The organism is Pseudomonas sp. R1-43-08 (assembly GCF_003852255.1).
GTDB lineage: Bacteria > Pseudomonadota > Gammaproteobacteria > Pseudomonadales > Pseudomonadaceae > Aquipseudomonas.
In genome coordinates this window covers 3970157-3983235 of record NZ_CP027734.1, presented here as the reverse complement: position 1 = coordinate 3983235, position 13079 = coordinate 3970157, and the positions used below count along the sequence as shown (strand labels likewise).

Annotated in this window: 9 protein-coding genes; 6 read left to right on the top strand and 3 right to left on the bottom strand. The window is 62.0% G+C overall.

The window, feature by feature from the left end; genetic code table 11:
* Window positions 1-5: 5 nt before the first annotated feature.
* From C4J87_RS18195 to C4J87_RS18165, 6 genes are all read left to right on the top strand, one after another.
* Window positions 6-605, top strand: coding sequence for a tRNA-uridine aminocarboxypropyltransferase (locus C4J87_RS18195; RefSeq protein WP_124367889.1), 600 nt, complete (start codon window positions 6-8; stop codon window positions 603-605).
* Between the two features lie 863 nt (window positions 606-1468).
* A complete protein-coding gene (gene cysM / locus C4J87_RS18185; RefSeq protein WP_124367888.1) occupies window positions 1469-2371 on the top strand; it encodes a cysteine synthase CysM in 903 nt (300 codons plus the stop codon).
* Window positions 2371-3723 (top strand): 23S rRNA (uracil(1939)-C(5))-methyltransferase RlmD, encoded by a 1353-nt coding sequence (gene rlmD, locus C4J87_RS18180; protein ID WP_124367887.1) that lies wholly within the window; start codon window positions 2371-2373, stop codon window positions 3721-3723. The genes cysM and rlmD overlap by 1 nt, the downstream gene beginning before the upstream one ends.
* Window positions 3724-3842: 119 nt before the next feature.
* On the top strand, window positions 3843-6086 hold the full coding sequence (gene relA / locus C4J87_RS18175) for a GTP diphosphokinase (protein ID WP_124363838.1): 2244 nt from the start codon (window positions 3843-3845) through the stop codon (window positions 6084-6086).
* 80 nt (window positions 6087-6166) lie between these two features.
* A complete protein-coding gene (gene mazG, locus C4J87_RS18170; RefSeq protein WP_124369006.1) occupies window positions 6167-7000 on the top strand; it encodes a nucleoside triphosphate pyrophosphohydrolase in 834 nt (277 codons plus the stop codon).
* 25 nt (window positions 7001-7025) lie between these two features.
* Window positions 7026-7571 carry a DUF2058 domain-containing protein gene (locus tag C4J87_RS18165; RefSeq protein ID WP_014719402.1) on the top strand — a complete coding sequence of 182 codons (546 nt, stop codon included), beginning with the start codon at window positions 7026-7028 and terminating at the stop codon, window positions 7569-7571.
* Between the two features lie 66 nt (window positions 7572-7637).
* On the opposite strand, the gene C4J87_RS18160 is transcribed toward C4J87_RS18165, so the two are convergent.
* From C4J87_RS18160 to C4J87_RS18150, 3 genes are read right to left on the bottom strand one after another with little or no spacing between them, the layout of a single operon-like run.
* Window positions 7638-9752, bottom strand: coding sequence for a TonB-dependent receptor (locus tag C4J87_RS18160; protein WP_124367886.1), 2115 nt, complete (start codon window positions 9750-9752; stop codon window positions 7638-7640).
* Window positions 9749-10975 carry an MFS transporter gene (locus C4J87_RS18155; protein ID WP_124367885.1) on the bottom strand — a complete coding sequence of 409 codons (1227 nt, stop codon included), beginning with the start codon at window positions 10973-10975 and terminating at the stop codon, window positions 9749-9751. Before C4J87_RS18155 ends, C4J87_RS18160 begins: the two co-directional genes overlap by 4 nt.
* On the bottom strand, window positions 10965-12890 hold the full coding sequence (locus tag C4J87_RS18150; protein ID WP_124367884.1) for an IucA/IucC family siderophore biosynthesis protein: 1926 nt from the start codon (window positions 12888-12890) through the stop codon (window positions 10965-10967). The genes C4J87_RS18155 and C4J87_RS18150 overlap by 11 nt, the downstream gene beginning before the upstream one ends.
* Between the last annotated feature and the right edge of the window lie 189 nt (window positions 12891-13079).

Sequence of the window (13079 nt, the reverse complement as noted above, 5' to 3'; positions counted from 1 at the left end):
AAACCATGTCCAGACCCCAGTGTTCCCGTTGCCTGAGACCTCTCAGCCACTGTTTGTGCTCGCTGATCCCCAGCCTCGACAGTCGCACCCGCGTGCTGCTGTTGCAGCATCCGAGCGAGGTCAACCATGCGCTCAATACTGCGCGATTGGCGGCGTTGGGGCTCAGCAATGCGCAGTTGGTGGTGGGGGAGGTGTTCGATGATCTGGAGACGTTGTTGAGCCCGCCCGGTTATCAGGCGCGCCTGCTGTTCCCGGCCGATGATGCGCAGCCATTGCAAGCCTATACGCCTGGTGATCAGCCGCTGCTGCTGGTGGTGCCCGACGGCACCTGGCGCAAGGCGCGCAAGTTGCTGCACCTCAACCCTTTGCTGGCAGCGTTGCCTCGGGTGACGCTGGCCAACGGCGGCGTCTCCCGGTATCGCTTGCGCAAGGCGCCGGGGCCTGGAGCCTTGTCGACGGTCGAAGCGGTCGTGCAAGCGTTGCAGGTACTGGAAGCGCCGACATCGTTTGAGCCGCTGTTGAAACCCTTTGAAGCATTGATCGAGGGGCAGATTGCGGCGATGGGGGAAGAGGTTTTTCAAAGAAATCATGGCGGTGGGGATTAGAGCCCGGCCGGTTATCGAGGTGCGGCCATCGGGGCATAGGTATCTACACAATTTTGTAGCAGCCTACGGTAGCCACGATGCGAAGCGAGCCGCTCTTGATCTTGCTCTTGATCTTGCTCTTGCTCTTGCTCTTGCTCTTGCTCTTGCTCTTGCTCTTGCTCTTGCTCTTGCTCTTGCTCTTGCTCTTGCTCTTGCTCTTGCTCTTGCTCTTGATCTTAAGCGCCCCGTTAAACCACGCTGGCCGGAATTCGACAGTGATTTGGGGGGTAAACCGGCAGGGATGCCGGTTTAGCCGCCCCGCGCCATGGATGGCGCGTGGCGGCGGCCCCCAAATCAATGTCGGATTACGGGCACACCGAGCCTAAGCGAGGTGCCGAGTGGTGGGGCAAGAGCGTTTTGCTTACTTTTGCGCTTTTCAAAAGTGAGACGCCGTAAGGGCGGAACCCATAGCAGCCGTTACCGCAGCAACGGATATGTACTCGCCCTGATCCAGCATCCTGGTCGGCTGTCAGGCCGCCATCGGGAGCAAGCCCCCTCCCACATTTGGATCGCGCGGCATCAGTCAGATAGCTATAGGCCGCCAGGTCGCCACGGGAGCAAGCTCCCTCGCCACAGGTTCAGGGCTACGCCAAAGTTGTGTAGATATCTATGGCCATCGGGAGCAAGCCCCCTCCCACATTCGACCGCATTCTCATGTTGGAACGCGATCAACTGTGGGAGGGGGCTTGCCCCCGATGGCGCCCTCATAGGCACTGCACCTCTGCCTTATTCCTATAAGCCATAAGCACCGCACTTTGCGTGATATGGCCCGCCGACCTTTCCCGGTATGATGTGCGCCCCGCAGTCTGGATTGCGAATACGCCATGACCTTGCAGTACCCTACAATCGCCGATTGCGTCGGCAATACCCCCCTGGTCCGCTTGCAACGCATGGCGGGTGAAACCAGCAATACCTTGTTGCTCAAGCTTGAAGGCAACAACCCCGCCGGTTCCGTCAAGGACCGCCCGGCGTTGTCGATGATTACCCGCGCCGAACTGCGCGGGCAGATCAAGCCGGGCGACACGCTGATCGAAGCCACTTCGGGTAATACCGGGATCGCCCTGGCCATGGCCGCCGCGATCAAGGGTTACAAGATGGTGCTGATCATGCCCGACAACGGCAGCGCCGAGCGCAAGGCGGCGATGACCGCCTATGGCGCCGAACTGGTGCTGGTCACCCAGGATGAAGGCATGGAAGGCGCCCGCGACCTCGCCGAACGCATGGCCGCCGAAGGACGTGGCGTTGTGCTGGACCAGTTCGCCAACGGGGATAACCCCGAAGCGCACTACACCAGCACCGGCCCGGAAATCTGGCGTCAGACCCAGGGCACCATCACCCATTTCGTCAGTTCCATGGGCACCACCGGCACCATCATGGGCAACTCGCGCTACCTCAAGGAGCAGAACCCGGCGATTCAGATCGTCGGCCTGCAACCGATGGAAGGCGCGGCCATTCCCGGTATCCGGCGCTGGCCCGAAGAGTACTTGCCGAAGATCTACAACGCCGCGCGCGTGGACCGCATCATCGACATGGCCCAGCGCGAAGCCGAGGACACCACCCGGCGCCTGGCGCGTGAAGAAGGCATCTTCTGCGGCGTGTCGTCCGGCGGCGCCGTGGCCGGTATGTTGCGCTTGTCCCGGGAAGTTGAAAACGCGGTGATCGTCGCGATCATCTGTGACCGAGGCGACCGTTACCTGTCGACCGGCATCTTCGACGAACCCAACTGATGGCCAAGCACGAGAGAGGCCTGCGCTTCCAACCGACGGGCGGCAGCCGGGCCCCGCAAATCCCCGTGGGCAAGAAGCAGCGCCTGACTATCGAGCGCCTGGCCAACGACGGTCGCGGCATCGTGTTCTTCGAAGGCCGCACCTGGTTCGTCAACGGTGCGCTGGCCGGCGAAGAGGTGGAAGCGCGGGTGCTCGGCGCCCACGGCAAGGTGGTCGAGGCGCGCACCGAACGTGTGTTCAAGGCCAGCGAACTGCGCCGCCCGGCTCCCTGCGCCCACGTTGGCCGCTGTGGCGGCTGCAGCGTGCAGCATTTGCCTCACGACGAACAACTTGCGCTGAAACAGCGCATGCTCGCCGAGCAATTGTCGCGCGTGGCCGGTGTCGAACCACAAGAGTGGGCCGCGCCCCTGAGCGGGCCGGAATTCGGCTACCGCCGTCGTGCCCGCGTGGCCGTGCGCTGGGATGCCAAGGCGAAACAACTCGAGGTGGGTTTCCGCGCGGTGGCCAGCCAGGACATCGTCGCCATCGATGATTGCCCGGTACTGGTACAGGCCTTGCAACCGATCATGCAGCGTCTGCCGAACATGCTGCGCCGCTTGAGCAAACCTCAGGCGTTGGGGCATGTGGAGCTGTTCAGCGGCTCGTCCATCGCCGTGTTGCTTCGACATATGGCACCGCTGTCTGACGCGGACATGCAGGTACTGCAGGAATTTTGCAGCTTCCATGACGCCCAGTTGTGGCTGCAGGGCGAGGGGCCGCCGCAACCGGTCGAGCCGGGCAGGGCGCTCGGTTTCCGCCTTGAGGCGTGGGATTTGGAGCTGGCTTACCGGCCGGGAGATTTTGTGCAGGTCAACGCCGGGGTCAACGAGGCGATGGTCGCCCAGGCCTTGCAATGGTTGGCGCCGCAACCCGATGAGCGGGTGCTGGACCTGTTTTGCGGGCTGGGCAATTTTGCCCTGCCACTGGCCAGGCAGGTCCGCGAAGTCGTTGCGGTGGAAGGCGTTCAGGCTATGGTGGAGCGCGCTGCAGAGAATGCCATCAGCAATAATTTGCATAATGTGCAGTTTTTTCAGGCCGATTTGTCCCAGCCCCTGACCGACGCGGAATGGGCCAAACAGGGCTTTTCTGCGGTACTCTTGGACCCACCCCGCGATGGTGCCCAGGAGGTTGTGCGCAAACTGGCCGCCCTGGGAGCCAGGCGCCTGGTGTATGTGTCCTGCAATCCCGCTACGCTGGCGCGGGACACGGTTGAGTTGGTCAAGCAAGGTTACCGGCTAAAGCGTGCCGGGATCCTCGACATGTTTCCGCAGACAGCGCATGTCGAGGCCATGGCGTTATTTGAAGCGGGCTAGGATGCCCGTTTAATCCGACTGGCCTGCAGTCTCCAGGGCCGTGAATGCCAGGGAGTCTGCAGCAAGGTCGGCGATGATTTTTGGCGCATCCAAGGTGCGTCGTAGGGAAGGTAAGCAAGATGGTACAGGTGAGAGCACACCAGCCGATCAACACCGACGGCAGTATCAATCTCGAGGCATGGCTGGATCATGCCGTCAGTGTCGACCCGGCACTGGACCGTGAAGCCTTGAAAGCAGCCTGCGAGTTCGCTCGTGAGTCTGAACAACAGGACAATGCGGCCAAGAACCTGTGGGCGGAAGGCACGTCGAGCTTTCGTACCGGGTTGGAAATCGCCGAGATCCTTGCCGATCTCAAGCTGGACCAGGATTCGCTGATCGCCGCCGTGCTCTATCGCGGTGTGCGTGAAGGGCATATCCCGTTGCCGACCGTCGGCCAGCGTTTCGGCGCCGTGGTGGCCAAGCTGATCGACGGCGTGCTGCGCATGGCGGCCATCAGTGCCAGCCTCAGCCCGCGCCAATCGATGGTGCTGGGCACCCAGGGCCAGGTGGAAAACCTGCGCAAGATGCTGGTAGCGATGGTCGACGACGTGCGCGTCGCGCTGATCAAGCTGGCCGAACGTACCTGCGCTATCCGTGCGGTGAAAACCGCCGATGACGAGAAGCGCAACCGCGTCGCCCGCGAGGTCTTCGACATCTACGCGCCGCTGGCGCACCGCCTGGGTATCGGTCATATCAAATGGGAGCTGGAGGACCTGTCCTTCCGCTACCTCGAACCCGATCAATACAAACAGATCGCCACGCTGCTGCACGAGCGGCGGCTCGACCGCGAGCGCTTTATCAGCGACGTTATGGGCCAGTTGCGCGCCGAGTTGCAGGCCACCGGCGTCGATGCCGACATCAGCGGCCGCGCCAAGCACATCTATTCGATCTGGCGCAAAATGCAGCGCAAGGGCCTGGCGTTCAGCCAGATCTACGACGTACGCGCCGTGCGTGTGCTGGTGCCGGAAATGCGCGATTGCTACACCGCGCTGGGTATCGTGCATACCCTGTGGCGGCATATTCCCAAAGAGTTCGACGACTACATCGCCAACCCCAAGGAAAACGGCTACCGCTCGCTGCACACGGCGGTGATCGGCCCTGAAGGCAAGGTGTTGGAAGTGCAGATCCGCACCCACGCCATGCACGAAGAGGCGGAGTTGGGCGTTTGCGCGCACTGGCGTTACAAGGGCACCGACGTCAAGGCCGGTTCGAACCAGTACGAAGAGAAAATCTCCTGGTTGCGCCAGGTACTGGAATGGCACGAAGAACTTGGCGACATCGGCGGTCTGGCCGAACAGTTGCGCGTGGATATCGAACCGGACCGGGTCTACATCTTCACCCCCGACGGCCACGCCATCGATTTGCCCAAGGGCGCCACGCCACTGGACTTCGCTTACCGCGTGCACACCGAAATCGGCCACAACTGCCGGGGCGCCAAGATCAACGGGCGCATCGTGCCACTCAACTACAGCCTGCAAACCGGTGAGCAGGTCGAGATCATCACCAGCAAGCACGGCACGCCGAGCCGCGACTGGCTGAACCCGAACCTGGGTTACATCACCACCTCGCGGGCGCGGGCGAAGATCGTGCACTGGTTCAAACTGCAGGCCCGCGACCAGAACGTCGCCGCCGGCAAGACCCTGCTCGAACGCGAACTGGCGCGCCTGGGCCTGCCCCAGGTGGACTTCGACAAGCTGGCCGAAAAGGCCAACATGAAGATCGCCGAAGACATGTTCGCCGCCCTCGGTGCCGGCGATTTACGCCTGGCCCAGCTGGTCAACTTGGCCCAGCAACTGGTGGAGCCGGAGCGCGGCAACGAACAGCTGGAACTGATCCCGCGCAAGGCCACCGGCTACAAGCCCGGCAAACGTGGCGATATCCAGATCCAGGGCGTGGGCAACCTGATGACGCAAATGGCCGGCTGCTGCCAGCCGTTGCCGGGCGATGCCATCGTCGGCTACATCACCCAAGGACGCGGGGTGAGCATTCACCGCCAGGACTGCGCCTCGGTGCTGCAGTTGGGCGGGCGCGAACCGGAGCGGATCATCCAGGTCAGCTGGGGCCCGGTGCCGGTGCTCACGTACCCGGTGGACATCATCATCCGTGCCTACGACCGCTCCGGTCTGCTGCGCGACGTCTCGCAGGTGCTGCTCAATGAGCGGATCAACGTGCTGGCGGTCAACACCCGCTCCAATAAAGAGGACAACACCGCGTTGATGTCCCTGACCATCGAGATTCCGGGGCTGGACGCGCTGGGGCGGTTGCTGGGGCGGATATCGCAGTTGCCGAACATCATTGAGACGCGGCGTAATCGCACTCCATGAACGCGGTTTAAAATGTGGGAGGGGGCAAGCCCCCTCCCACATTGGATCGGCGGTGTTCATACCTGATTGGAAATACGATGATGTATTCACTTGAAGACCTGCTGCACCTCATGAGCCGCCTGCGCGACCCGCAATACGGCTGCCCATGGGACATCAAGCAAACCTACGCCACCATCGTGCCGCATACCCTGGAAGAGGCCTATGAAGTGGCCGACGCCATCGAGCGTGGCGACTTCGATCATCTCCAAGGCGAGTTGGGCGACCTGTTGTTCCAGGTGGTGTATTACAGCCAGTTGGCGCGGGAAGAAGGGCGCTTCGAATTTGCCGGGGTGATCGACAGCATCACCCGCAAGCTGATCCGCCGTCATCCCCATGTGTTCCCGACCGGCGACCTGTATGCACCGTTGGATATTCCTCAACTGAGCGAAGAGCAGGTCAAGCAGCGTTGGGAGCAGATCAAGGCCGAGGAGCGCGCGGAAAAGTCCGACGCACCCGAGCAATTGTCCCTGCTCGATGATGTGCCCACTGCCTTGCCATCACTGTCCCGTGCCGCCAAGTTGCAAAAGCGCGCCAGCCAGGTGGGTTTCGACTGGCCGTCGGCGTTGCCGGTGGTGGATAACGTGCGCGAAGAGCTGGATGAAGTGCTCGAAGCCATGGCCGATAACGATTCGGAAGCCATTGCCGATGAAGTCGGTGACCTGCTGTTTGCCGCGGTCAATCTGGCCCGTCACCTCAAGGTCGACCCGGAAACCGCGTTGCGTGGCGCCAATGCCAAGTTCGAGCGACGGTTCCGATTTATCGAACAGGCATTGCGCGAGACGCATCAACCCATAGAAGATTGCACCCTCGAAACGTTGGACGCCCTGTGGGGCGAAGCCAAACGCCAGGAAAAGAATGTTTCCAGCTGCGGTTGAGCAGTTGCCTAAGTGAGTAAGCACCATGAGCCTTTCCCTTCGCGACCAGTTGCTCAAAGCAGGTCTGGTCAACCAAAAGCAGGCCAAGCAGGTCGGCAAAGAGAAGCAGAAACAGCAGCGGCTGGTCCACAAGGGTCAGGCCGAGGTCGATGACACCCAGGCGCGCCTGGCGGCCGAGGCGCATGCCGAGAAGGTCAAGCGCGACCAGGAGCTGAACCGTCAGCAGCAGGAAAAAGCCGAGGCCAAGGCCCGCACGGCCCAGGTCAAGCAACTGATCGAAACCTCGCGCCTGCCCAAGTTGACCACCGAGGACTACTACAACTTCGTGGATGACAAGAAGGTCAAGCGCCTGTCGGTCAACACGCTGATGCGTAACAAGCTGAGCAATGGCTCCCTGGCCATCGTGCATCACGGCGGCGGCTACGAGGTGATCCCGCGCGAAGCCGCGCTGAAGATCCAGGAGCGCGCGCCGGAGCGTATTGTGCAGCTCAATATCCTGACGGAAAGCCAGGTGCCGGATGAGGATGATCCGTACGCCGCCTACCAGATCCCGGATGACCTGATGTGGTAAACCGCTGAAAACAACAAACCCCGCCAAAAGGCGGGGTTTGTGTTTTTACCGTGCCGCGCCAGCCTGTTACCAATCCACCGCGTAGCTCAGGCTGAAAGTACGACCTTCGGCATTCGGGTACGGCGCACGGGCGTTGGCCTGGGCGAACATGTTCTGGTAGTTGCGGTTGGTGAGGTTGTACACCGCACCTTCGAGGCGACCCACCGGCAGCCTTACCGAGCCCAGCAGGTCTACCAGCGTGTAGCCCTGGATATCGCGCCCGTTGTTGTCCTTGAACGCGGCGTCATAGTTGGCCAGGCGCATGCCCTGCAGGCGCAGGCTGTAGTCGCCACGGTCATAGCCGACGAACGCGGTGGTCTTGGCCGGGGAGATACGGGTGGCGGGCAGGTCGATCCATTTGCCGTTCTGCTGGGTCTCGCCTTTGGAATAGGCGTACGTGCCGCCGACCGACCACTGGTCGGTGACGTTATACGTCAGGCTGGTTTCGATACCGCGCACGCGTTCTTTCTGGTTGATCAGGCGTAGCACACGGTCATTGGCATCATAGAACTGCGTCACATCCGAGGTGTTTTCATACGCCGTGACATTGGCCAGCCACTTGTCCCAGTTGCCACGCCAGCCCAATTCGTAGCTGTTGACCTTCAACGCCTGGGCATTGAGGTCTTGAATGTTGTACGTGCTGTTGACGTCACGCAGGAAGCGCTGGATATCCGGCAGGGAAAAGCCCTGGCTGAAGTTGGCGAACACATCCTGGTTTTCACTCAGGTGGTACACCGCGCCGAGGTTGTAGAGGGTGTCGTCATACTTGAGGGTGCCGCCCGGCAGTGTCGCGCGGTTGCCGGTCTGAACGATTTCGCCATAGGCGATGCTGTCGTCGACCTTGCTCTCGATCCATTCACGGCGCACGCCACCGCGCAGGGTCCAGTCACCGATGTCATAGGACAGTTGGCCGAAGATCGCCTTGGTGGTGGTCTGGATGTCCGGGCCCAGCTCGAAGGTGGTACCGGTCTTGGTGTACGTCAGGCCGTTGACCCGGTATTGGTCGCCGCGTTGGCGCGAGGTTTCATGATCATAGTCGGCCCCCCAGACCAGGTTGCCGGTCGCCGGGCCGATGTCCGGCATTTGCGTGTCGATCGCGGCGCGCAGGCCGTACACATCCTGCACGCTGTTGTTGTCCGACACCCCGGCTCGGCCCCGGGACAAGTCCGGGAAGAACAGCGCATCGGCGCGGCGCCAGTAACTTTCGACCTGCAAGCCCTGGCCGTAGAAGTCCTTGTCGGCGTAATTGAGGTTGACCGCCTGGTTGTGGGTGGACGGCTGGTCGTCCAGGTCCAGGCCTTTCACCGCGACGGCCTCGCTGGTAATGCGTGGGTTCTTGGTATAGCGGGTGTCCTGTTCGTCTTTGTAGTCTTGCAGCGACAGGCTGATCTTTTTGTCGTCATCCAGCTCGTAGCCGAAGCGACCTTGCAGGTCGTAGGTGTCGGTGTCCATGTTGCTGCCCTGGGACGTGTCCTGGGGAATGCGCTTGCCGTTACCGTCGAACTGGTCGTTGCGTTGCACGGCGTTGCCCGACACATACCAGTCCAGCGGGCCCTGGCGGCCTGTTGCGCTCTGGAATGCCTGGTAGGAAAAGCCTTTGCGGCTGAGGTTGTCACCGGCGGTCATACCGATCTTGCTGCTGAAGGCCAGGTCTTCACCTTTGTTGCGCTTGGTGATGATGTTGATGATGCCGCCGGACGCACCGGCGCCGTAGACACTGCTGGCGCCGGAAATCACTTCGATGCGCTCGATGCTTTCCGGTGCCACGCTGTTGAGCTGGCGGAAGTTGTCACGCGTGGCGTTCTGGGAAACCCCGTCGATCAGGATCAGCGTATTGCGCCCGCGAAGCGTCTGGCCGAAGTTGCTCATGCCGCCGCTGGAGGGCGCGATGCCGGGGACCAGTTGCCCGAGAATATCGGCAACCCGGCGTCCTGCCGAGGTCTGCTGGCGGATCTGTTCTTCATTGATGACCTGCACCGAGCCCGGGATCGCCGCAATGCTGGTTTCACTGCGCGTGGCCGAGACCACCGTCGGCTGTAGTTGCAGGCTGGTCGCCGGCGTTTCTTCAGTTTGATCGGCCCAGACGGGCGCACTGATCGACCCGAGCAGGGGCAGCAGAACGGCCCATTGTGATGTGTTCATGACCTTGCCTTTGAGTTATTAGAAGTAGTGACAGAAAAAACGGACGTCTCAGGTGTTCGGGTGAGCGAACGAATGGCGCGGATGCCCAGCGCAGCCAGGGCATACGTCAGCGCGACCAGCCAGAAGCTGTGCGCCAGGCCCACCATGGCCATGCCGATGCCACCCAACAGCGCGCCGCACAACGCGCCGGCCTTGGCGGCGCTGTTGCCCAGGCCCAGGGCGAACCCCTGCTGGCTGGGTGCAACGGTGTTGGCGATCAGCGTGTAGGCCACGGGCAACAACGCGCCTTGCCACACGCCCCACAGCAGCCGGCTGGCGAGGAAGCCAAACCATTCATTCGCCAATGCCGTGAAGGCCAGTGTGAAGGCGCAGGCCCAGGTGACCCACTCAATGATGCGCAGCGTGTGTGCAGGTTGATGTCGGTCAAACAGGCGGCCCCACAACGGCGCGGACAGCGCCAGGGTCAATGCGCTGGCGGCATAGCTGGCGCCGATCAGCCACGCGGGCGCATGCAGAACATCGGCAACATATAAGGCGTAGAACGGTTGCGGCATCATCTTGGCTGCTTGGATCAAGACGATGATCCCCAGCATCGCGCCGAGCCAGCCTTTGGGGAGTGCGGCGGGCGTCGAGGTGCGCGCGGGTCTCGATCGTGGTGAGTCGTTGGGTAAGAAGGCGCTGATTATTGCGCACAACAGGCAGACTGCGGTGGCGCTGTAGCACAGCAATGCGAAACCGGATATGTCCATCAGCCAGCCGCCCAACACCGGCCCGGCCAGGGAGCCCACGGCGGTGGCGGATTGCAGCCGCGCCAGGATATGCCCGCGACCGCCATCGCCGCAGTAGGCCAGCGCATAGGCCTGCGCGGCCGCAATAAAGCCGGCCAGCGCACCCTGCGCCACCCGGATCGCCACCAGCAGCCAGGGATCGTAGGTGATGGCGGCCAGCGCCTGGCACACCGCCAGCGCCAGCAGCGCACGGATGATCATCGGCTTGTGCCCGGTACGATCACCCAGGCGCCCCCACATGGGCGTGAGCACCATCGCCGCCATCATCGGCCCGGCATACACCAGCGCAGACAGCAGGCCGGTGTACTGGGCGTTCGCGGCGCCGAGCAATTTCTGGATTTGCAATGGCCAGAAAGGGCCGCTCATTTCCATGGCGCCCATCGACACCAGCTGAATCACCACCAGCAAGCGCAGCGCCGTGCTGTTAGGCGACATTGGCGGCGCTACTCAGCGGGTTGGGCAGGCGCCCGACGATATCGGCATGGCTTTCCATCAGTCGCATGCGCATGAACGACTTGGCCGGCCAGTCCTGTTCCAGCAGCGCGGCACGTTCGGTCAGCCAGCGCTGAGGGTCGACCTCGCTGCGCACATCATCGAAGCACTGGCTGACCTGCGCTGACAGTTCATCCCACAACAGCGCCTGGGAAACCTCGAAGTGGCGCGCGCCGAGCAATACCAGCTCGCCCAAGTGGCACATGAACACTGTGTGCAGCAACTTGTCGCGCACGAAACCGGCATCGTCGTACAAGGTCATTTGCGAATCATGCAATTCGATATCCAGACCTTGGGCGTGCAAGGTTTTGCGGTCGATCCGGATATCGCCGAAATCGCGCAACAACAGGCGGCTGACTTGCCCGTCCGCGCCCATGACCATAAAGGAATTCTGCTGATGGGCCTCGAAGGCTACGCCATAGCGCAGGTACATGCCCAGCAGGGCCGGCACGGCAATGGATGCGTAGTCTTTGAAAAATGCACAGAGGGCCTGCGCATCGTCAGCGCCTTGGCTCAGGCGGACCCACTGCCTCAGCAACGGCTGCCCATGCTGGTCGGTGGCAAACAGGCTGCCCACCGGGACGGCCATTTCCCCGGTTTGGAGCAGGCTCTGCGGGTTGTCGCGATAAAGCACCGCCAGGTGGCGGGAGTGCTCGTCATTCACCGGCTGTGGCTTGAAATGCACGCCCAGGCGCTCGGGGACGATGCTGAGGATGTTCTGCAGCCCGGGCTCACGGGCCAGGATGGTCTGCAGTAGATGGCTGATCCGCGGCCCCATACGCGCCGAGCGTGGCGACACCGTGCGCTGCACGCTGGTCAGGCGCAGCGAAACCGGAAGCTTGACCATGGGCGCATCGCTGCGGCCCTCAGGCAAAACGGTGCGGAACGACATGGTCGGGTGGGCCGTGAATGCAACGATATCGGTGAGCACCAACAGCTGGTCGCCGATTTCATTGGCGAACAGCTGCGGTAGCTCCTGGCGAGCTTGCCAAGGGTGGGCAGGCAGCGGCAGATAATCGCGGGCCTCAAGGCCCTGTGCGGTCAGGTGCGCCGTCAATTGGCGAGCCGCTTGCGGGAAGTGGCCCTGCCACCACTGCGAGTAATCCGCCGTGCCGGCCAGGCTTTCGACATGGGCGTACTGGCGGTGCAGCGCACACAGCAATACCGGGAAACGCGCTTCGAACTCAGGCGAGAATTCGATCACCTGGTCTGTCGCCAAACCCAGCTTGGTCTTGTAGTTGGGGTGCCAGGGATGGCCGAGCGTGCCCCATTGCTCAAGCACTGACGTCGGGTTGCCAGCCTCTGGATCGTGCTTGAGGTAGCTGAGCAGGTTGTGCTGATGCACGGGGTCCATCGAGGCGTGCAGCTCGAGCGTCCATTGCGCGTGGAAGGCCAGGCACAGGGTGTCGTTGATGAAGCTGTCGTCGATCTCTGTGTTGAGGCGGTCCAGGACTTCTGGGGCGGCAGGCGATTCGAGGCGGGTGTTCAGTAAGGTCAGCAACTGCGACGGGAACTGGAGGGTCTGTTCGGGCTGCCCAACCCGCAGGACGCTGACCTTGCCTCGCAAATCCCAGCTGGCCATGCGGCCGGGGCGCAGGTGTTCAAAGCGCAGGCGGCTCTGGTCGGGCAGCACCAGCCAGCAGTGGTCGTGTTCGTCATGGCTGAGGGTGTTGGGATCGAGCAGACCTTCACGAAACAGGGCCTGGATCAGGCGTTGAAAACTACGTTCGCAGGCAGGCGCCAAGGTGGCGACCAGTGTCTGAAGGGTGATGTGCCTGGCCTGGAATTGACGAGTGGCCAGCGCTTCACCCCAGCGGCCAAGCAGCGATTGTTCCGGTGTGGTGAGGTGTCCATGCATGAGGTCAAACTCCGTTTTCGTGGGGCCGAGTGAAAAGCGGAGCGATACTATCGAGAATCATTACCAATTGTCTATTTGTTGTTACGTTTTTATACCGTCGTAGGGATGCAGAGGAAAACGGCCACTTTATAAAACGAAAAACCCCGCTCAAAAAGGCGGGGTTTCTGTGTGTAGGCGACCTGGCTGCGT